This window comes from Streptomyces sp. NPDC048590, from assembly GCF_043199535.1.
Classification (GTDB): domain Bacteria; phylum Actinomycetota; class Actinomycetes; order Streptomycetales; family Streptomycetaceae; genus Streptomyces.
In genome coordinates, this window is the sequence record NZ_JBICWC010000008.1 from 75,534 (window position 1) to 94,640 (window position 19,107).

At 68.9% G+C, this 19,107-nt stretch carries 12 protein-coding genes and 4 pseudogenes; 7 read left to right on the plus strand and 9 right to left on the minus strand.

Annotation, left to right across the window (positions count from 1 at the left end; translation table 11 throughout):
- Window positions 1-17: 17 nt before the first annotated feature.
- A complete protein-coding gene (locus tag ACGFNN_RS23270) occupies window positions 18-1,784 on the minus strand; it encodes a discoidin domain-containing protein (protein WP_393558577.1) in 1,767 nt (588 codons plus the stop codon).
- Window positions 1,785-1,879: 95 nt separating this feature from the next.
- Window positions 1,880-3,013 carry a DUF1996 domain-containing protein gene (locus tag ACGFNN_RS23275; RefSeq protein WP_393558579.1) on the minus strand — a complete coding sequence of 378 codons (1,134 nt, stop codon included), beginning with the start codon at window positions 3,011-3,013 and terminating at the stop codon, window positions 1,880-1,882.
- A 414-nt stretch (window positions 3,014-3,427) separates the two neighbouring features.
- Here ACGFNN_RS23275 and ACGFNN_RS23280 point away from each other — a divergent pair.
- A pseudogene (locus tag ACGFNN_RS23280) lies at window positions 3,428-3,908 on the plus strand (site-specific integrase); the annotation flags it as partial.
- On the opposite strand, the gene thrS reads toward ACGFNN_RS23280, so the two are convergent.
- Window positions 3,909-5,156: a threonine--tRNA ligase gene (thrS, locus tag ACGFNN_RS23285; RefSeq protein ID WP_393558581.1), complete on the minus strand. Its 1,248-nt coding sequence runs from the start codon at window positions 5,154-5,156 to the stop codon at window positions 3,909-3,911.
- Between the two features lie 179 nt (window positions 5,157-5,335).
- Window positions 5,336-5,973 (minus strand): annotated as a pseudogene (locus ACGFNN_RS23290) (Tn3 family transposase); the annotation flags it as partial.
- 75 nt (window positions 5,974-6,048) lie between these two features.
- On the opposite strand from ACGFNN_RS23290, the gene ACGFNN_RS23295 reads away from it, so the two are divergent.
- Complete coding sequence (locus ACGFNN_RS23295; protein WP_393558583.1) at window positions 6,049-6,402, plus strand: cupin domain-containing protein; 354 nt, start codon at window positions 6,049-6,051, stop codon at window positions 6,400-6,402.
- A 283-nt stretch (window positions 6,403-6,685) separates the two neighbouring features.
- On the opposite strand, the gene ACGFNN_RS23300 is transcribed toward ACGFNN_RS23295, so the two are convergent.
- Window positions 6,686-7,819, minus strand: a complete 1,134-nt coding sequence (locus ACGFNN_RS23300; protein ID WP_393559090.1) for a S1 family peptidase — start codon at window positions 7,817-7,819, stop codon at window positions 6,686-6,688.
- Between the two features lie 210 nt (window positions 7,820-8,029).
- Window positions 8,030-9,547, minus strand: a complete 1,518-nt coding sequence (locus ACGFNN_RS23305) for a carboxylesterase/lipase family protein (RefSeq protein ID WP_393558585.1) — start codon at window positions 9,545-9,547, stop codon at window positions 8,030-8,032.
- 1,121 nt (window positions 9,548-10,668) lie between these two features.
- Here ACGFNN_RS23305 and ACGFNN_RS23310 point away from each other — a divergent pair.
- From ACGFNN_RS23310 to ACGFNN_RS23325, 4 genes and pseudogenes are all read left to right on the plus strand, one after another.
- Window positions 10,669-11,136, plus strand: a complete 468-nt coding sequence (locus ACGFNN_RS23310) for a DUF5709 domain-containing protein (protein WP_393558587.1) — start codon at window positions 10,669-10,671, stop codon at window positions 11,134-11,136.
- Window positions 11,137-11,709: 573 nt separating this feature from the next.
- A complete protein-coding gene (locus ACGFNN_RS23315) occupies window positions 11,710-13,563 on the plus strand; it encodes an ABC transporter ATP-binding protein (protein ID WP_393558588.1) in 1,854 nt (617 codons plus the stop codon).
- 256 nt (window positions 13,564-13,819) lie between these two features.
- Window positions 13,820-15,259, plus strand: a complete 1,440-nt coding sequence (gene gndA / locus ACGFNN_RS23320) for an NADP-dependent phosphogluconate dehydrogenase (protein ID WP_393558590.1) — start codon at window positions 13,820-13,822, stop codon at window positions 15,257-15,259.
- Between the two features lie 616 nt (window positions 15,260-15,875).
- Window positions 15,876-16,007 (plus strand): annotated as a pseudogene (locus ACGFNN_RS23325) (AAA family ATPase); the annotation flags it as partial.
- Between the two features lie 89 nt (window positions 16,008-16,096).
- Here ACGFNN_RS23325 and ACGFNN_RS23330 read toward each other — a convergent pair.
- Together ACGFNN_RS23330 and ACGFNN_RS23335 are read right to left on the minus strand one after the other, a co-directional pair.
- On the minus strand, window positions 16,097-17,194 hold the full coding sequence (locus ACGFNN_RS23330) for a methyltransferase domain-containing protein (RefSeq protein WP_393559092.1): 1,098 nt from the start codon (window positions 17,192-17,194) through the stop codon (window positions 16,097-16,099).
- A 254-nt stretch (window positions 17,195-17,448) separates the two neighbouring features.
- Complete coding sequence (locus ACGFNN_RS23335; RefSeq protein WP_393558592.1) at window positions 17,449-18,069, minus strand: SMI1/KNR4 family protein; 621 nt, start codon at window positions 18,067-18,069, stop codon at window positions 17,449-17,451.
- A 414-nt stretch (window positions 18,070-18,483) separates the two neighbouring features.
- Between ACGFNN_RS23335 and ACGFNN_RS23340 the strand changes: the two genes are divergently transcribed.
- Complete coding sequence (locus ACGFNN_RS23340) at window positions 18,484-18,717, plus strand: hypothetical protein (protein ID WP_393558594.1); 234 nt, start codon at window positions 18,484-18,486, stop codon at window positions 18,715-18,717.
- 18 nt (window positions 18,718-18,735) lie between these two features.
- On the opposite strand, the pseudogene ACGFNN_RS23345 reads toward ACGFNN_RS23340, so the two are convergent.
- Window positions 18,736-18,965, minus strand: a pseudogene (locus ACGFNN_RS23345) (IS110 family transposase); the annotation flags it as partial.
- Window positions 18,966-19,107 lie beyond the last annotated feature (142 nt).

Genomic DNA, 19,107 nt, shown 5'->3' on the forward strand with positions numbered 1-19,107 from the left:
GCGGGTCCTGCGGGCCGTCAGCTCCGGTAGACGCCGAACTCGTACAGGGAGTAGCCCCAAGGGGTCCCGCGTACCGTGGCGTTCACCCGCACGTAGCGGGCCTCGGCCCTGACGTCGATGGCATCGATACCACCGTTGCCGTCGGTGACGGTGTGGACGGTCGTCCAGTCCTGGCCGTTGTCGGAGGTCTGCAGGGTGTACGCCTTGGCGTAGGCGGTCTCCCAGGCGAGCTGGACATGGTCGAACGCGGTCCTGCTGCCGAGGTCCACCTGGATCCACTGCTGGTCGGCCCAGTCACTGGCCCACCGGGTGTCGAAGGAACCGTCGACCGCGTTACCCGCCGTGCAGGGGCATCCCGTGCCACCCGGCTGATAGGTGGACGCCGTCGCCGGCTTGCCCGCCGCCACATCGGTGCCGACGGCCACGGGTGGGACGACCCGGAAGGACTTGGTCTCGATGCCGACGTTGCCCTTGCCGTCCGAGGACTTGAGGTAGACCTTCCAGACCCCCAGCCGGTCCGGCGCCGTGACCTCGAAGGTGCCGTTGCCCCGGTCGGTGAAGGGCACGTCGCCGAGCTGCCCGCTGTCATCCACGTACTTGCTGCCGAGCAGCATCTGGTGGGTGACCGGGTCGCCGTCCGGGTCGGAGACCGAGGCCTTCACGGTGAACGGCTTGCCCGCCTGGACGGCGGACGCGTTGTCCACGGTCATACCGGTGATGACCGGGGGCGTGTTGTCACCCGAGGTGTCCGCACCGTACGCCTTCTTCACCGCGTAGTAGGAGAGCCGCTTCTGGCCCGCGGGGAGAAGGTTGAACCAGACGCCGCCGAAGTCGTACTCGGTGCCGTAGTGGAACAGGGTCGCTCCGAGTGCCACTCCCTCATGGCCCGTGACGCACTGCCAAGCCCTGCTGTAGCCCTCCGCCTTCGCGACGTCGGTCGGCTCGTCCGGTACACCGTTGGCGTCGTCGGGGACCTCCCACTCACCTGCGGGGCCGCCCTCCGTCACGATGTAGGGCTTGTCGAAGCCTCCCTCCTCCCAGGTCTTGCGGATGTCGCAGACCGCGCCGTAGGAGTTCACCGCGTACAGGTCGAGATCGGGGGCGTTCTTCTTGTAGTAGGGCCAGGCACCGGTCCAGGCGTCGGTCGAGGTGACGGGGTGGTTGGGATCGACCGCGTGGATCTTCTTGGTGATGTCGTTCACGAACGTGGTGTAGGCATCGCGCTGTTGCTCCAGGGCGTCGCCGCTGTAGCAGTTCTGCAGGCCGAGTACGGATTCGTTGCCCACGTTCCACATGAGGACACCGGGGTGGTCCTTGTAGGTCTCCACCCACTTGGGGAATTCGGCGAGCATGTTGTTCTTGTAGTCGGTGTCCGTCAGATAGTTGACGCAGCCCCCGCTTCCGGGACCGCCACCGGGCTGGAGCCAGAATCCGGCCACCACCTTGATGCCGTGGGCGGCGGCGCTGTCGAGGAGCGGCTTCGTGGTCGCGTCGGTACCCCAGGTCCGGATGGTGTTGACCCCCATCGACCTGACGTCCGGCATGTATCTCTCGGCGTCGGCGACGGCGGGCCCCCAGGTCAGGCCCTTCACCGTGTACGGCGAGCCGTCGACGGTCAGCTTCCAGGCTCCCTGCGAGCCCTCCACCTTCACGACGCTTCCGGCTGCCTGGGCTGCGGGCGCGGGCAGGACGGCTGCCCCGGCGAGGACGAGCGCGGTCACGGCGAGCCGCGCCGTCGCACGGCTGCGGCCTCGGGACCGGTGGATGGGGGTTGGCGGTTTCATGGGCAGACAGCTCCTCGTGGGGGAAGAGGGGAAAGGAGTGGGAGAGCGCTCTCCCTCCTGGGCGGACCGCACCCAGGAGGGAGAGCCGGGAACGGTCAGGGCAGTTCGTAGTTCTCGTCCAGAGCGGCACCCTCGCCAGGGTTGTTCTGGTCGTAGCCCCGGGCGTCGCACTGGAGGCCGCCCACGATGCAGTGGTCGACCATGGCGTCCAGCGTTGCATCGTCCCAGGCGTTGAAGAAGTCGTAGTGGAAGGAGTGGCCGGTGCCGCTGGCCAGTCTCACCTGCGACATGTCGCCGTTGACGGGCCAGGCCATCTTGAACTCGATCATCGGCAGGGCGACGGGGTGACTGGCCGGGCAGACGTCCTGGTTGGCGCCCATCACGATCGGATAGGCCATGTGAGCCTTGTGGTCGGGGGTGTCCAGATGCTGCCCGTCCCAGCAACTGGGCGCTTGCATACGAAGGTTGAGCTGCGTGTCCTGGCTGGTGGGGCAGGTCGCCGGGAACTCGTAGTTGTGGTAGCTCTCACCGCACTCGTACCCCTCGACCATGCCGGGGTGGTCGCGGAACTCCTGAGCCGTCTGGGTCGGACTGCCGACGACGAATCGCAGCCCCTTGGGGAACGGCCGCACGGTGCGGTAGTCCGTGACACCGGCCTTGTAGTAGATGGTCTGCGGGCCGACGGGGCGGATCTCCTGATCCCCGTTGTAGAGCGTCGGCATCCAGTACGCGGACAGGTCGCCGGGCGCCTTGCACACGGTTCCGCCGGCCCCGAGGGAGGCCGTGGTGCTGTTCTCGTCCGTGGTGTCGTTCCCCATGAACGTGTGGTTGTGGGACTTGCCCGCCTGTCCGGGATAGACGATCGGGTCGACCGAACCGGTGTGATTGACCGAGCAGTTCGCCTGGAACTCGTGGAAGTACCGGTGGGGCGGGATCTCGGTGGACGGCTCCACCCCCGTGACCGGGGGGTTCGCAGGAATGTAGCCGTCGCCGTCGGGATCGTCACCCGAGGGTACGGGGGCCGCCGCGGCCATGGCGTGACCCTGCGCCTGCTGAGCGCCCATGACGTGCGACGCCGCTACGGGCTCAGCGGCGGCGGCTTTCGGGGCTTCTGCCGCCACCCGGTCTCCGGCGCGGGTGATCGCGGTGAAGCCCATGACCACCAGGGCCAGCGCGGTTGCGACGACCAGGGCGGACACCAGGGTGGTTCTGCTCATTCTTTCGGCCATGCGGACCTCCATGCCGCTCTGCGTCCGCGCACATCGGATGCGCGGTGGGGGGAGAGTTGAGCTGGACGGTGCGTCGTGCGGAACGCCGGGAGAGCGCTCTCCCAAAGCGGTGCCAGTGTTACGCCGCCGCTTTGGACATGTCAAGACTGAGTGAACAACTTGCGATGGAAGCGGACTTGAGGCAGGTGGACCCGGACCGCTTCGCCAAGACCGCCCGGCCGCAGCGCCACCAGGCCCACTCGGGCGGGGAGGGAAGACGCGGCGGCCCGGCTCGAGCTCGGGGCGGGAGTACGCGGGAGAGAGACGGAGATCCCACGGTGAGCTCCACCGACGGAGGGCGCGCGGCTGGCTCCGCCCCTTTCACGCCAAGATCGAAACGACGGGCGCCGATCTCCGTCGGCCCCGGTAAGAGGGCGTGGCTGCCTGGTCAAAGCGGAGGGCGCGCGGAGCAAGGCCCGCCGCCGGGGCCAGGCGCGGGAGGACTTCGCGCTGGAGACGGTGCACTCGGGACGCCGGTACCGCCCGGCTGCCGCCCCAGCCGCTGAAGGGCAGCACGCGCGGACAGGTGCTAGTCACCCACCGCCGCCCCGGGCCGGGCAAGGTCGTCAGCCCTCGTGACGCGTGCCCGGACACCGGGCCGGCCCGGCTGTCGTACGGGCAGGCCCGCGCTCCTCTCGACGAGCACACCGCCGTGCGCAGGCCGGGCAAGGGCTGGGACCTGCACGAATACCGTCACTCCGGCCTCACCCACCTGGGCGAGGCCGGGACCGGCCTGATAATGATGGCCAGGTCGAGACACAAGAAGCCGGAGAACGTCCGCCGTTACCGCAAGGCCTCCCCTGAGGCCATCGCGGAGATCACCAGCCTCCTCGCTCCGGGCGACGGCAGGCGCTGATCACGACGCCTGCCATGAGGTGGCGTCGGCCCACAGGTCGGTGCTGTGAGCCTCGATGAGAGCGTTGATGCGGGTGAGTACGTCACTGACCGGCTGCGGGTCGAGTCGGCGTCCGTCCCGCAAGCGCAGTGCGGTGTGATCGTCAGCGGCTTCCTTGGCGCCGATGACGGCTTGGTAGGGGATCAGGCGGGCCTCTCGGATTCGGGCGCCCAGGCTGCCGCGGTCCGGTCCCGCGATCTGGGCACGCAGTCCGAGGCGGGTGCAGCGTCGGGCGAGGGCTTCGGCGTTCAGCAGTTCGGTGTCGGAGATCGGGAGGATCACCAGCTGGGTGGGGGCGAGCCAGGCGGGGAAGGCACCGGCGTGCTGTTCGATGAGGTGGGCGACGGCGCGTTCCACGCTGCCGATGATGCTGCGGTGGACCATGACCGGGCGGTGCCTGGCGCCGTCCGGGCCGATGTAGTGCAGGTCGAACTGCTCGGGCTGGTGGAAGTCGACCTGGACGGTGGACAGGGTGAACTCCCTGCCGGCGCCGTCGGTGACCTGGACGTCGATCTTGGGGCCGTAGAACGCCGCTTCTCCCTCTGCCGCCTCGTAGGGCAGGCCGGATCGGTCCAGGACATCGGTCAGCAGGGCGGTGGACCTCTGCCATTTCTCGGGTGCGGCAACGTACTTGCCACCGGGGCCCGGGAGGGAGAGCCGGTAACGGGTCGGGGCGATGCCGAGCGCCTCGTACGCCCGGCGGATCATCTCCAGCGCGGCCTGCGCCTCCTCGGCGACCTGGTCCAGGGTGCAGAAGATGTGAGCGTCGTTGAGCTGGATGGCTCGCACCCGGGTCAGCCCGCCGAGCACGCCCGAGAGTTCGGAGCGGTACATGCCGCCCAGTTCGGCCATGCGCAGGGGCAGTTCGCGGTAGCTGTGGGAGCGGGAGCGGTAGATCACCGCGTGATGGGGGCACAGGCTGGGCCGCAGAACGACCTGCTCACCGCCGAGGTCCATCGGGGGGAACATGTCGTCGCTGTAGTGCGCCCAGTGCCCGGAGATCTCGTACAGCTCCCGCTTGCCGAGGACTGGTGAGTACACGTGCTGGTAGCCCGATCGCCGTTCGGCGGCGCGGATGTACTCCTCCAGGGTGTGCCTCACGGCCGCGCCGTCGGGCAGCCAGTACGGCAGGCCGGCGCCGATGAGCGGGTCGGTGTCGAACAGGCCCAGCTCACGGCCCAGTTTGCGGTGGTCGTGCTTGGCGGTCATCGCGGTCTCCCTGCTGGGTGCGGAGCAAATGACCGGGCATACGACGAAGCCCCGGGACACTTGCCCCGGGGCTTCGGATCAGATCGTCTGTCAGCGCGCCGGGACATTCTCCGGCGTCGTCGTCATAGCAGCGCGCTTCATGCCTCAGACGTTAGCAGGCCGTAGCGACGTGCACACGGTCATTCCTCGTCAGGAGCGCCCGGTTCGAGCAGGGGCCGCAGCCCGCCGGACAGATCGGACAGTCGGAAGGAATACCGGCCGAGCATGTTGAGGTGGTGCCGCACAAACGGTGAGAGGCGGGCCACGTCCTCGTCTCGGACATCGAAGCCGTCCACGCGCGGCTGGTTGACGGCGGCGTCCATGTAGCGGGTGTTGAAGAGCACGAGTGCATGGAGGACCAGGCCCAGGGCGCCGATCTGGTCTTCCGCGCCATCCTGGTAGCGCTGGTCGAGCTGCCCGGAGCGGTCATGGAAGATCTTCCGGGCGAGGGAGTGACGGCCCTCCTGAAGGTTGGCCTGGCTTTTGATCTGCCGCCGGTAGCCGGGCTCGTCGGCCAGGCGCAGGACTTGCAGGGACTTGGAGATCCGCCCGTAGTGCGTGATCGCGTCGCTGAGCGGAGTGGGGCGGCCGTCGCGCGACAGCATCCGGATCACGTCGTACACGCGCACGGCACCGGTGTGGATGGCGCCGACAATGCGCAGGGTCTCCTCCCAGTGCGGTTCGATCCGGGCGAGATCACCCCGGCCGCGGGCCGCCTCCTGGAAGGCGCCGTGGTCGGCGGTGCGGTCGATGCGCCACAGTTCTGGTCCGGCAGGTCGATGTTCCTCAACCCCCGATAACTGGCCACATGGAAAAGGACGTTGGACGCCCAGCCCAGCACTAGGCTCGCCCCATGGAGATCATCGAGGGTGCGGGAGTGTGGGCCGACCCCGGCGCAGCGGGCCACGACTGGGTCGAACAGTTCCGGACGCCGGATGTGTCGGTGGGGACGTACTGCATCCCAGCCGGTGGGCGCGACACGCAGAGCCCGCACGCGGAGGACGAGATATACGTCGTCACCGCCGGGAACGCCAAGATCGCGACACCGGGCCGAATCGAGGAGGTGGGCCCCGGGGCAGTGATCTTCGTACCGGCGGGCGAGGAACATCGGTTCACGGAGGTGACCGAGGATCTGACACTGCTGGTGATGTTCGGGCCCGCCTTCGGTTCGCGGGAACCCGGGCCGCAGCACCCCAAGTCGGCGTAGTCCCCTGGGGCGTGTCGCGTCGTCAGCCCGCCTTGAGGCGCGTCGATCCGGGGGCAGACGAGCGACGCATCGAGCATCGATGCAGGCACGAAAGCAGCCGCCCATCGGCCGGCAACGGCGGCGGAGGCGAGTACGCGGCGCACCGCGACCACCGGGAACTGGCGGGTCGAAGAACTGACGCTGCGGACACCACCAGAGGCCTGCCGAGGCCAGGGCTCACCGGCCCTGACCTCGGCAGACTGATTCATGTGCCCCGGGTCCGCCCGAACCCGCGGCCCGGCCGTCAGGCCGTGTGCAGGGTCAGCCCGTAGCGGTTGAGGATCTCGTTGATGGGCTGGTGCCAGGTCTCGCCACCGCTGCTGCAATTGCCCCAGCCACCGGAGGTCACTCCCTGCGCCTGGTCACCGCTGATGAACGACCCGCCCGAGTCGCCCGGTTCGGCGCACACACTGGTCTTGGTCATCTGATGGACGGCGCCCTGGCTGTAGTTCACCGTCTCGTTCTTGGCGAGCACGTTCCCGCAGTGCCAGTGGGTGGTGGAGCCGGAGCGGCAGATCGAGGCACCGATCGGAGCCTCGTTGGAGCCGCGGACCAACTGGTCGGAGACAGTGCCCCAGCCGAGGACGACAGGGACCGTCCACCAGCCGCTGCCCACGTTCACCCAGGCGTAGTCGTTGTCGGGGAAGGACGAGCCCTGGAAGGACCCGATGGCCGAGCCGTCCCAGCCCCTGACGGCTCCCCCGGCCTGCCCGCAGTGCCCCGCGGTCACGAATCCGCCGTGCACCGAGAAGCCTATGGAGCAGCGGACGTTACCGGTGTAGTAAGGATCGCCGCCCACTGTTCCCGCGGCGAAGGTCTGCGGAGCTTCGGCGGTCTCCTTCACCGTGACGAGGCCGGTTTCGCGGGCCTGGGCGACGAAGGCCCGGACATCGTTGTCAGTGCGCTCGGAGGCCACGACGTTCACGACGACGGTGTTCGCGCGGGGGTCGACGTGCCAACTGCTGACCCCACTGGGTGCGGAGAGGGCATCCAGACGGCGCTTGGCCGCGTTCAGCTCCCGCTCGGTGTGGTCGACCACATGGACCACGGCACCGGTCGCTCGTACGGCGCCGGCCTTGGAGGCGTCCGTGACGGCTACCGCGAGCCGTCCGCTGCCGGCGTCGAACCATGAGCCGCCGAGCGCGGCTCCGGCAGCGGTGCGCGCCTCGCCCTGCAGGGCCGTCGCCGCCTTCTCGGCGGTGAGTCGCGCCTCGGCCTGGCTGCGCGTCAGTCCGAGATCCCGCTGCATCGCCGTGATGATCCCGGCGGAAGCCTGGGGCGCGGAGGCGGAGGGGGCGTCCGAGGCGGAGGCCTGAAGTGTCCCGGCGCCTGCCCATGCGCCCAGGACGAGCAGTGCGGAGAGGCCGGTCCGCACCATGGTCGTGTGTCTCAAGGGAGTGCTCCTTCTGTTGTTCCAGCATCGTGGGGGTGGAACAGGAAGCATCCGAGAGCCGTTTGAGAGCGCTCTCAGACTTGCCGCTACGGACTGTAGTGCAGTTCGATGGACAGGTCCATGCCAATGACGTGCCGAGGATGCCCTCTCCATGGGGGACGCCGGGTGGCGAGCCGCTCCCGCGCTCCTCTGCGGTCAGGGCTCGAGCAACGGCAGTCCAGCGGCTCTCCAGGGCACACGGAAGTCGTCCCGTCGGCCGTGACCACCCTCCGGCAAGGTGTCCCAGATCCTCACCGTTTCACCGTCGGAGGATGCGACCGGGAGCCAGCCGGGATTCCCTGTGGCGGCGAAGTCCGCCCATGCCCGCACCATGCGACCGGCCAGCTCGCGGTCGGCCTCCGCCGGTGGGCCTCCGATGAGGAAGTGGACGCTTTCGTCGTCCAGGACGCCGAAGGCGAACGGGATGTCCGCGCAGTGCCAGGCCCTGACCGACCGGCCCCCACCTCCCTGCCGCCGGTCGAACCGGGCGAGGAAGGTCCGGCCACCGTTGCCCGCGTGTGCATCGGCCAGACGGCTGCTGTACTCGCCGAACAGCACGTCCCCGTAGACGGCCAGGTAGAGCTCGTTCACGGACGCGTCGGGCATGAGCACCCGGTAGGCGTCAACCAGCGCCCTCGGCAGGCGGTGATCGGCGGCGAAACCGGCAAGACCTTCCTCGGTGTTCACCTTGGCGCAGCTGCCCACCGCGTCCAGCAGCCAGTATTCCTCCGTCGTGTGACAGACCATCAGGTCGATCTCGCGTCCGGCACCGGCAGCCCCGAACGCCGTCAATGGGTCCTGGGGCAACCCGCTCCCGCCTGCGACTGGTCCGTAGATCGCCGGATCGTAGTGGCGCGGACCTGATCCGGGATCACGGCGGTAGTGCTCCACCACCCGGTCCGAGGCGTCGACGAGCACCTTCGGGGAAGCCGAGAGCAGCCCTTCGAGGGTGGCGGGCACATCCGCCTCGGCCGCCACTTCCCGAGTGGTACGAGCCGCCGATTCCAGGGAGGCACAGGCGTTCACCGCACTGTGCACAACCGCTCGCCGGAACAGCCCGCGCGCGTCCTCCATCACCATCAGACAGGCGACCGACGTCGCGCCCGCGGACTGGCCCGACACCGTGACGCGGTCGGGATCCCCGCCGAAGGCGGCGATGTTCTCCCGCACCCATCGCAGTGCTGCGATCTGATCGAGCAGACCTCTGTTGTCCGGGCAGGGCTCCTCACCCTCGGCGGTGGGAATGTGACCGAAGCCTTCGAATCCGAGGCGGTAGTTGATGGTGACCACCACCAGACCGTGACTCGCCAGAGCGGTGCCGTCGAAGTCCGGTTGGGCCGAGGAACCGAAGGCGAACGCGCCGCCGTGGACCCACACGAGCACGGGGAGAGCATCCTCCTTGCCGCCCGGGGTCCAGATGTTGAGGCTCAGGATGTCCTCGTCCGCCGGCGACCAGGCAGGTGCCCCGGGAAGCTCGGCCGACTGCGGGGCCACCGGCCCGAAGGACATACATTTCCGGACCCCGCCCCAGTTCGCCGCCGGGCGAGGGGCACGGAACCGGTTCGCACCGAACGGCGGTGCCGCGTAAGGGATTCCACGAACAACGGTCACCGCAGGGTCCCGGAGAGCCGGCTCCCCCGCGACCGATCCGTTCGATGTGGTGAACTCTGCCATTCCTACCTCCGTCAGGACCCGAACGGTCCGCTCCGATTCACGCATCGCGACGGGTGAGCACGCGGACGTGGATCCACCGGTGCGGGTGGACACGGAGCGCCGCATGTCGCTCGGTCCGGGTGGGCACGGAGCGCCACACGGCGCCCACGACCCGATGATCGTACGAGACGTGCGGCAGACCGGATCCCGGTTTCCTACCGCTACCCGGCCGGTTCAGGCCGAGCCCGTGAACAGCGGAGCGCCGACACCCAGGGCTGCGGGGCAACACACATCCGCTCGACACCCTGAGCACCGCGCCGTGAACGGGCTCCGGAGGGAGGGCAGCCCTCGCCGAGGACCGGAGGCCTCGCGCCCACCTGGCCCTTCGCCCGACGCCCTGCCGCCCTGGCTCGGCGGGACTGTGCCGGCGCTGAGTACGGCGGGTATCCGACGTGGCCGCCCACCGCCCCTCGCACACCGCCGAGCGAAGTCCGGCTGTGCCACCGGTCGCGCAGGATCGGTCAGGTCCGCAGGACCGGTCGGGTCGGGGCAACCCGGTGTGGGCGCCTCCAGCGCCTCGGTGGCGCGAACGGTCCGTACGGGCACGCGACCGGTCCGAGCGAGGGCGAAGCAGATCGCGGTCACAGCCGTAGTCCCGGTCATGCTGGCGGCGGGTGATCACCCCGTCGAATCGCGTACTGTCAGGCGCTCCACTTGCGGAAGGAACACATCAAGGTTGGATACCCCGCCGTGATTCAGCGTCGCTCACAGTGAACATCGGGCGGCCACGCTCCGTCGGTGCTGTCACCCGCGGATCCGGCCGCCGATTGCATGCGGAGCATACGGACGCCGCTTTCCGAGCCTCCGCAGGCAGTCCGCTCGCTCCCGCGGCGCCTCGGCTCTCGATCACCGGCAGTCAGAGTGACCGCCTCGGTATCGCCCGCCCCACCCGCACCGTACTCACGACAGACGGGCATCACGCCGATACGGAGAGTCCCCCGGTGGCCATAGGACAACCGTCGGCAGTCGCTTTCACCGCGATGCGAAGCAGCGGCACCTCGGCCGGACACGCGCTTCCGTTGCGTCACTCGCCGGACCGGAGTGGAATTGCATACAGGGGGACCCGCAGGAAGGGGCACGCCATGACCGACAGCGAACTGGGGGACGACGTCTACCAGCCGCAGGAGCCGGAGGCATCGGACCCCGCTGACCTGCTGGATCTCGAGGACACCCTCGACACATCCGGGCTCGACGACGTCCTGGACGAGGGATACTCCCCACCCGAGCGGCCCTGGGCGGTCGAGGACGAGGGCACCACCGCCTCCGAACAGCACTCCGGTGAATCCCTCGACCACCGGCTGACGCGGGAAGTCCCTGAGAACGACGACCCCCTCAGCGACCGCCCCGAGGAGGAGACGGACGGCGAGGGCGAGGCGGACGTCGACGGCACCCGGGGGTGGACGGACCGAACGGGACGTCTCACGCAGGAGGGCGACGGACACGTCCCTTCCACCCTCACCGCCCAGGACGTCGGCATCGACGGCGCGGCCTCATCCGCCGAGGAGAGCGCCATGCACGTCATCCCCGAGGAGAGGGACCTCTTCGGATAGGACCAGGCCGAACCGCACACCCCGCCGATCCGAACCGCCGTCGTCGGTGATCCCCGCGGCGGTCTGCCCCGCCGCCGTCCACGATCCCCACGGCTCCCTGCCCCGCCGCCGTCCGCGATCCCCGCGATCGCCCAGCATCCGCCTCGTGGAGATCCCTGCGGCGCCCTTCCGTCGGACTCTGCACCGAGGTTCCGGTCGGCCTGCCCGGGGTCCCCCCCTCGAAAACTTCAGGCCTCCCTCACGCCCTTGATCCCGTACGCGAACGACCGCGCGCACCGCCGGCAGCACCTCGGGAACCACCAGGCCCGCCAACCGCACCCGCGCCCGTGCGCCAGGCGCACCTCGCAGCGCGGGGAGAATCGTGGAGCGGCCGAATCGCGCCGCCGAGCGGCCCGTGCTCCCGAAAACACTTGGACGGCCGACGCCCGTCACGGGAGACTCTTCTCTCCCGGATCTCCAGCGGCGGACGCGTGACCAGCGATTCCGCCCGGTGCGGCGACGCCGCCTCGACGGCTCGGCCGCCCACCCTGCGGAGGCCCGGCGCAACTGCCCGCGAAACGACATGAGGTCGGCATGGGACCGCAGCAGTCTCGACGGACCGGGCCGGACAGAGGCCCGGTCCGGCTCGCACTCCGCCACTACCTGGGGGAGCTGTCGCGTCAGCGCAGGCTCTCCGTCTTCGCTCTCGCACTGCCCGCGCTCGGCAACATCGGGATCACGTACGTCGCGCCACTCGTCGTCGCCAAGCTCGTCGGCCGGATCTCCGAAGAGGGGAGCGTCGACATCTCCACGGCCCTCCCGTACGTCGGCGTCTTCGCCGGTGTACTGCTTCTCGCGGAGACGATGTGGCGGCTCGGGCTGCACTGCCTCAACCGTGTCGACGCCCGGGGCATCGAGCATCTCTACGTCACCGGCATGGACGCCCTGTTCGCCAAGGACGCCGCGTTCTTCCAGGACAACTTCGCCGGATCACTCACCAAGCGGGTACTGAGTTTCGCCTCCCGCTTCGAGGAGTTCGTGGACACCCTCACCTTCAACATCGTCGGCAGTCTGGCACCGCTGCTGTTCGGCACGGTCATCCTGTGGAGTTACGACCCCCTGCTGGTGGCCGGGCTGCTGACCATGATCACGCTGACCGCCGTGTGCGCCACACCGCTCATCCGGCGCCGCCAGCGGCTGGTGAACAAGCGGGAGGAGGCCATCGCCCGGGTGTCCGGGCACGTCTCGGATTCGCTGATGAACATGGACACGGTGCGCGCGTTCGCCGCGGAGAAGCGTGAGGCCGCCGAACACCGGGCGCGGGTCGCGGAATCCCGGAGGCTGACGCTGCGCTCGTGGGACTACGGAAATCTCCGGATCGACACCCTCGTCGCACCGCTCTCCGTGCTGACCAACGGCCTCGGACTGCTGCTCGCGGTCGGGATCGGTGCCGGTGCCGGCGGTGTGGAGGCGATCGTGGTCGCGTTCACCTACTACACCGGGTCGACCCGCATCATGTTCGAGTTCAACCAGATCTACCGCCGCCTCGAGAGCTCGATGACCGAGGCCGCCCAGTTCACCGAACTGCTCCTCGTCTCCCCCACCGTTCTCGACCCCGAGACTCCCGAACCACTCGCCCCGAAGGGCGCGGCCGTCCGATTCGACCGGGTGACCTTCGCCCACGACGGTGGTGACCCGATCTTCGAGGGCCTCGATCTGGACGTACCCAGTGGTGCGCGGATCGGACTGGTCGGCCGGTCCGGGGGCGGCAAGACCACCCTGACCAGGCTTCTGCTCCGCATGGCCGACGTCCGATCCGGCCGCATCCTGATCGGTGGTCAGGACATCAGCAGGCTGCGCCAGTCCGATCTGCGGAGCCTGATCTCGTACGTGCCGCAGGAACCGGCCATGTTCCACCGCACGCTCAAGGAGAACATCCGCTTCGCCCGCCCGGACGCCACCGAGGAGGAGATCCGCGCTGCCGCCGACGCAGCCCATGTGTCGGAGTTCGCCGATCAGCTCCCCGCCGGGTTCGACACCATGGTCGGCGAACGCGGCGTCAAACTCTCCGGAGGTCAGCGACAGCGTGTCGCCCTCGCCCGGGCGATCCTGCGTGACGCACCGATCCTGCTGCTGGACGAGGCGACCAGCGCGCTGGACTCCGAGAGCGAGACGCTGGTCCAGCAGGCGTTGTGGCAGCTGATGGAGGGCCGGACCGCACTGGTCGTCGCCCACCGTCTGAGTACGGTCGCGGCGATGGACAACCTGATCGTGCTCGATCGCGGCCGCATCGCCGAACAGGGCACCCACCACGGACTGCTGGCAGCCGGAGGCGCGTACGCCAAGCTCTGGCACCACCAGTCGGGTGGATTCCTCGCGGACGCCGTGACGGTCGAGCCCGCTGCCGGTGTGGCGGGGACCGGGGGCGGCCCCCTGGCGGCGAAGTAGCCGACGCGGTGACCACCGCGGCCCGGTCCCTGTGGGGCAGGGCCGCGGCACGTCCGGTTCAGGCGCAGGGCCGGTGCGGGCTGGGCTGACCGACGAGCCCCGGCGCGATCGCTGACGACCGTCCGGGGGCCTGTCCGCGACACCTCGACGGGCATCGGGCCGCGACCGGCTGCAGACCGTAGGCTCGGTGGCCTGTTCGAGCACGGCGGTACGCCGGGCCACCGCACACCACGAGACCGGAAGCAGGCAGGTCACGATGAGCAGCACAGCGCAGATCGGTGTCACAGGACTTGCCGTCATGGGGCGCAACCTGGCCCGGAATTTCGCGCGCAACGGATACACCGTCGCCCTGCACAACCGGACCGTCGCCCGCACCCACGAACTCGTCGAACAGTTCGGCGACGAGGGTGACTTCATCGCCACCGAAAGCGCCGAGGAGTTCGTCTCCGCCTTGGAACGGCCGCGCCGCCTGGTCGTGATGGTGAAGGCTGGCGAGGCCACGGATGCCGTGATCGCCGAGTTCGCTCCGCTCCTCGAGGACGGGGACATGATCATCGACGGGGGCAACGCGCACTTCGCGGACACCCGCCGACGCGAGCGGGAACTCCGAGACCACGGGATCCACTTCGTCGGTACGGGCGTCTCCGGCGGTGAGGAGGGGGCGCTCAACGGTCCGAGCATCATGCCCGGCGGCAGCGCGGAGTCGTACGAATCACTCGGGCCCATGCTCGAGAAGATCTCCGCCAAGGCCAAGAACGGCGACCCCTGTGTCACGCACATCGGGCCGGATGGCGCGGGCCACTTCGTCAAGATGGTTCACAACGGCATCGAGTACGCCGACATGCAGCTCATCGGTGAGGCGTACCAACTGCTCCGAGACGTCGGAGGCTACTCCCCCGCCGAGATTGCGGAGATCTTCCGGACGTGGAACACGGGGCGGCTGGACTCCTACCTGATCGAGATCACCGCCGAGGTGCTCGCACACACGGACGCGGCAACGGGTGAGCCGTTCGTGGACGTGGTCCTCGACCAGGCCGAGCAGAAGGGCACGGGGCGGTGGACCGTGCAGATCGCACTGGACCTCGGAGTTCCCGTCTCGGGCATCGCCGAGGCCGTCTTCGCGCGTTCCGTCTCCGGCCACGCCGACCTGCGGAAGGCATCCAGGCACCTCGCCGGCCCCAGCGCCCGCCAATTCGGCAAGGACGAGGCAGCCGCGTTCGCGGACCAGGTCGAGCAGGCCCTCTACGCCTCGAAGATCGTGTCCTACACCCAGGGCTTCCACCAGATCGCCGCCGGCAGCGCCCAGTACGACTGGGACATCGATCTCGGCAAGGTCGCCTCGATCTGGCGCGGCGGATGCATCATCCGCGCCGCGTTCCTCGACCGCATCACCCAGGCCTACGACGCCGAGCCCGGCCTCGTCAGCCTGCTGGCCGACAAGGGCTTCGCCGACGAGATCGCCGCCTCCCAGGACGACTGGCGCGCCGTGATCTCCACCGCCGTCCCCCAGGGCGTCCCCACTCCCGCCTTCGCCGCCACCCTCGCCTACTACGACGCCCTGCGCGCCGAACGCCTCCCCGCCGCCCTCACCCAGGGCCAACGCGACTACTTCGGCGCCCACACCTACCACCGCACCGACCGCGACGGCACCTTCCACACCCTCTGGGGCGGCGACAGGACCGAAGTCGAAAGCTGACCGACCACCCGCGCAAGCCGACACCGGAGCGGAATCGCCCCAGAGACGATCGGGAAGCTGAAGAGATCAACGGTGATGGACGAGACCACGCTCCAGTCGAGCCACGGCACACAAGGACGCAAGGGAGAGGAACACCCCCATCCACAGGCGGGACGCATGTCCTCTTGTAGGCGGAGTACAAGGAGACGGCCCGGGGCGGGCTGGCTGTGAACATCATCGAGTGCTAGGGAAATAGGCCATGGCCAGCGCTTTCGTTTCTTTCAGCGCTGTCGGGGCCTTCCCTGCTTACGCGGCGGAAAGTCCCTGAAAAGTCCCTGGGATATTCCCGGGAGACTTCGCTGCTTGCGGTTGGGTACGGCCAAGATCAGGACCGAGCCAGCGCTCTTGCCGTCTGAGGGTACGAGTGCAGTGGGCACAGCCAGGTCGGCGGCCACCTGCTCGACAGTGACGCCCGGGCCGCGGTTCCTCGCGACCCGCACGACGTCCTCGCGGAACTCCGGCGGGTAGGGATGAGGCATGACTGCCAGCCTTTCCTGAAGGGCTGTCAGTCAGTCACCAGAACTGGAACCTGAGAGGTAGGGCAGGTCAAGATGTCACCCGATCGTGCGGCGGGCCCTTCACCGATCCCCGGCTCTGCGCGGCCATCGTCGACCGGCTGACCTTCAACGGCGCCATCATCCAGACCGGCACCGAGTCCTACCGCCTCGCCCACACCAAAGCCCAAGCCGAACAAGCCCAGGCCAGCTGACCGGGCGCCATGGGGGGAGAGACCACCTGACAACCAGCCGAGCCGGCGGGCCGTCCAGGAGCCGCCATGGCTCTGAACATGCGACGTGGTCAAGCCATGAGCAGGCGGAGGCCAAGATCTGCCGATTCGAGGGCAGCGAGGTCGCTGTTGCGCTCGGCCCACCGGCCGGAGTCGAGGTCGTCGCTGAGGCTTCGCACCGCCCGCTGCTCGGCCTCCGGACCGACCCTCGTCCACACCGACGACGCACGGCGCACATGATCCTCCAGATACGCCCCCGGTCGACGCCAGTACGCCTCGAACAGGCCGTCAGCACAGTCCCACGGGATCGGCACCGGCTCAGCGCGGGCGCCGATCGCATCGGCCATCCCGGCAAGCGAGGGGAACTCCGTGAGGACGGAGGCGAACTCAGGCAGGTAGTCGCGGGTGAGCCAGAACCGGTCCTGCCATCCGGGCTCGTCAGTGTCGAACGTGAGTACCACCACGTGGCGGGCCACACGACGCATCTCCCGCAGCCCCGCCATCGGGTCTTCCCAGTGGTGAACGGTGGAGACGGCCATCGCGACGTCGAAGGAGTGGTCCTCGAACGGCAGGCTCTCCGCGGCGGCGGCCACACACGGCGCCGAACCGGCGGGCCGCTGCGCCCGCATGACCGCCGATGGCTCCACCGCGGTCACGTCGCGATCAGTGGGCTCGTAGGAGCCGGTGCCGGCCCCGACGTTCAGCACCGTCCGCGCGTCCCCTAGCGCGTCCCAGATCTGCGCGGCGATCCGGGGCTCGGTACGCCGTGTCGCGGTGTAAGCGCCGCCGATCGCGTCGTACAGCTCCGCACCGAGCATCTCCAGTTGCTCTTCCGGTGTCACCTTCAGTCCCTTCGCTCGTGACTCAAGTTCCCTGTCGATGGCCGTCACCATGGCGTCAGCGCGATCACGCCGGTCCAGCAGCAGGCCGCGCAGCCGGCGCAAGTGTGCGACCGCGTCGGTGGACGGATCGCCGACCAGTTCCGCGACCTCCCGCAACCCGAAGCCCAGCCGCCGATAGGCCAGCACTTCCCGCAGCCGCTCCACGTCGTCCGCCGAATAGACCCGGTACCCGGCCGCGGTCCGCGCCGACGGCCGAACGAGACCGATCTCGTCATAGTGATGCAACGTGCGGACGCTCACGTGGGCCAGCCCGGCCACGCGTCCCACGGTCCAGTGATCGTCCACGGCACCGACTATGCAGCCTGACGCCACGTGAGGGTCAAGAACCTCGTCCACGGCAGCAAGAGCCGAACACGAAGCGGAAACAAGTCCAGCCGGCGTCGCCGCCGGCCTTACTCACGGAGTACAGGTCTTGGCCGTCGCTACCGGGCGCTCCAGCACTGCAGAGCTCCGGGACGTCTGACCTCACCGACCCCACTCCCCTGCTCCGCGAACTCGCTCGATGAGACTGTGGGCTGTGCTCAGCGGGGGAACATGTCGGCGTAGGGGTCCGGTTCGTTGGTGAAGGGATCCCGTCCGGCCTTCCATCGGATCTGCTGCTCGCGCCAGTGAACGAATCCTGGAGAGGTCTTGCCCCAGAGCGAGGTATCGCTCAGGGGGCAGGTGTCGAGGTCAGTGGTGAAGATCCGCAGGAGGAAGCGGGCCATGCCACACTCGAACAGGGTCCAGCGCTCGTCGGTGTGCCGGCCCCAGACCAGCACCGGCCAGGTGTCCGGATTGGGATCAGCGGTAAGCCAGCACAGGAGATCGGGGCCGGAAGTCTGGCCCCAGGGGAGAATGTGAGCCGGGTCGATGTCGTGGCGCCGCTGCGCGGGAGTGTGCTCCCATGTCGAGCGGGCGCCCGAAATCTCGTCCTCGATGGCACCGGGATCCCACTGGATACCGTCCTCGTGCAGAGGGAGGAGGACACTCAGCAGGTCATCGATGCCCCCACCGCCGTAGAGCGACATGAACGCCTTGTAGTCGCTGGGCAGCCGGCAGTCCAGTCGTTCTTCGACCGAGGGCCAGTCCAGGGCCTCGTCAACGCCGAAGGTCGGGGCCATGACCTGGGCCAGTGCTGCGATATCCGGGTGCTCGGTCATCAGCCTCCCCTTCCTTCCAGTTGCTCGGCTCAACTTAGCGGCTTGGGCGGGCAGCACGGCTGGCGGGTGCCGGTTCCCGCGTCGGGCCCCTTAGCTCAAGACGTCCTCCGAGACGACCCGCTCCCGCTGCTCCCTAACCACCTGTTCGGGGCCGACCGGCGAACGTTCCAACACACCTTGGTCCGGCTACCGGCCGTACGCAGCCCTTGGCTTCGCACGATCCTCGAGACCCTCACGCCGGGCACTTCGGCTGGCCTCTTCCAGCCGTGCGGCAATCGAACAACACCAGGCTCTCGTCCCTCCCAACGTGGTCGACCCCCGCTGTCCAGCCAGCGGGGCCCCTATGTATTTGGTCAAGGTCCAAGGCCAGTAGGTTCGTGCGAGCAAAGGGCGGGCCGAGCCGTGGGGGTGTGCATGGGTGATAGCCAGGTCACGATCAAGCTCACGAGTGACGAGGCACTGGTGCTGTCGCACTGGCTGGAGAAGCTCCAGATGACGGACCTCAGCCGTGTTGTCGACGATCCGGCGGTCTGGGCGCCGATCCATCAGATCGCCGGAACGCTCGACAAGGCGCTTCCGGGGCTGTTCGCGCCTGACTATGACCAGCGGCTTGAGGCCGCTCGTAAGCGGCTTCGGCCGGAGGACTGATCGAGTGTTCTGGACTCCTCACCTGGCCGCAACCGGTTGGGGCTCGTAGAAGGTTCCGTCGCCGAGCCTTGCGAAGAGGACGTCGGCCCGGCGTCGGGCGAGGCAGAGCAGGGCCTGGGTGTGGTGCTTTCCCTGGGCGATCTTCTTGTCGTAGTAGGCCCGCGAGGCCGGGTCGCCCAGGGCCGCGAAGGCGGAGAGGAAGAAAGCCCGTTTGAGCTGTTGTTTCCGCGTCTGGAGGGCTGCCCTCTGGGGCGGCGACAGGACAGATGCCAAGAGCTGATCCAGGCAGTCCCCCGGTACGGCGAATCGGTCGGGTCTGCCCCGGGTCATAGGGCCGCGTGACTTCGGGGGCATGGGGCTGGAGCCGCGGGTGGGGGCGGGGGCCGTTGA